General features: G+C 71.2%; 2 protein-coding genes. One reads left to right on the top strand and one right to left on the bottom strand.

Annotated features, from left to right (window positions below; all coding sequences use genetic code 11):
• Positions 1-684: peptidoglycan-binding protein (locus I71_RS34225; RefSeq protein ID WP_049976476.1), on the top strand; the 684-nt coding region annotated here is incomplete at its 5' end.
• Between the two features lie 97 nt (positions 685-781).
• Here I71_RS34225 and I71_RS34220 read toward each other — a convergent pair.
• Entirely contained in the window at positions 782-1,675 is an 894-nt protein-coding gene (locus I71_RS34220; RefSeq protein WP_244434229.1) for a chloride channel protein, read from the bottom strand.
• Positions 1,676-1,777 lie beyond the last annotated feature (102 nt).

Genomic DNA, 1,777 nt, shown 5'->3' with positions numbered 1-1,777 from the left:
TATCGAGAGGATGGCACCATGCGTGGGATTTCGAGACTCGTCATGACCGCCACCGCGGCCGGCGCCCTGTTCGCGCTCAGCGCCTGCGGCAGCACGGAAACATCGCGGACGGCCACCGGCGCCGGTTCGGGCGCGGTGGCCGGTGCCGTCGTCGGCGGCCCGGTCGGCGCGGTTGTCGGCGGTGTCGGCGGCGCGGTGGCCGGCAACACCATGGACGAAAGCCTCAGCAAGAAGACCGACCGCGTGACCGACCGGGCCACCGCCGAAGTGAAGGAAGAGACCTCGGGCAGTTCCTCGCGCCGGTCGTCGGCCGGCCACTCCGGCAGCATGGCCTCCAGCACCAGGCTGAGCCACGAGCAGGTGCGCGAACTGCAGCAGGCGCTGAACGACCGCAACGACGGCCGCGACATCACCGTCGACGGCGTCTGGGGCGCCAGCACCCGCAGCGCATTGATGAAGTTCCAGCGCGACAACGGCCTGCGCGCCACCGGCCGCGCCGACCAGCAGACGATGTCCGCCCTGAACCTGGGCGGCAACGGTCAGGCGACCTCCGGCAGCACCGGCGGCACCCGCACCGGCAACTCGACCGGCAGCACCACCGGGACCACGGGCACGACGAACAACACGATGCCGAGCGACACCCCCACGCCGGGAGCCACCGGCACGACCGGCACCCAGCAGTAACCGCGTCGCAAGGCCGTAACCGCATCGCCGGTTCCGGGGTATCGCCACGGCAGGCAGCCGTCGCGGCGTCCCGGAACCGGTGTTTGCGTTTCTCGAATCAGTCCCGGCCCCACAGCCCCCGTTCGCCCAGATCCTCGCCGCGCTGGCGTTCCAGCGCCTGCGAATAGCGGCGCAACGCAAAGGACTCCGTCACATAACCGATGATCCGGCGGTCGGTGGGGGAGGACAGCACCGGCAGGGCCTCCACCTCCTCGCTGCCGAAGCGGTTCAGCACGGTGCGGGCATCGTCGCCCGGCATCAGGACCGCATCGGCCTTGCAGGCAAGCGACCCGACCCGGGTTTCGGTCGCGGCGGCGTCCTGCTCGGGATCGTGGATGATCGACATGTCGATCAGGCCGGCATAGCGGCCGGTCTCGTCCACCGCGAAGACCGCCTTGGTGGACCCCAGAGGGTAGAGGCGGCGCAGCGCCTCGACCGTCAGGGTCGAGGGCACGGTCTTGGCGTCCCGGCGCATCAGCCGGAAGGCCGTCAGCTCCGACAGCCAGCCGATGTCGTAGGCACCGCGGATCGGCACGCCGCGCAGGTGGAAACGCCAGGTGGCGAAGGAGTAGCCGAAGGCCTGCCGCACCACGGTGGTCGACAGGACCACACCGATCAGCACGCCCGACGCCGCCCACAGATCCTGCGTCGTCTCCAGCACCAGCAGAACCATGGTCACCGGCGCGCCGATGATGCCGGCGGCGACCGATCCCATGCCGACCAGCAGCAGCAGGCCGCCGTCGATTCCCAGACCCGGCAGGAAGGTGGCCGTCGTTTGCCCCAGCAGACCTCCGAACAGCCCGCCGATGAACAGCGAGGCGCTGAACAGGCCGCCGCGGAAGCCCGACCCCAGCGACACGGCCGACGCCAGGATCTTCGCCACCAGCGTCAGCGCCAGCGCCAGCGCGCCGCCGGCCAGTTCCGGCGGCACGGCACCGGGACCGCTTGCCATCACCGGCGGCACCGCAGGCCCAGCACGCCGACAAACCAGGCGCCGATGCCCGGACGGACCCAGGCGCGGAACCGCAGGGCGGTTGAACCCGGGCTCCGCCAC

The organism is Azospirillum sp. B506 (assembly GCF_000333595.1).
Taxonomy (GTDB): domain Bacteria; phylum Pseudomonadota; class Alphaproteobacteria; order Azospirillales; family Azospirillaceae; genus Azospirillum.
Note: the sequence above shows the minus strand (reverse complement) of the source record. Positions and strands in the feature narration are given on the sequence as shown.

Bases quoted from the DNA above. Each gene is read 5' to 3' on its own strand.
- I71_RS34220 (WP_244434229.1), bottom strand. From the start codon at position 1,675: ATGGCAAGCGGTCCCGGTGCCGTGCCGCCGGAACTGGCCGGCGGCGCG.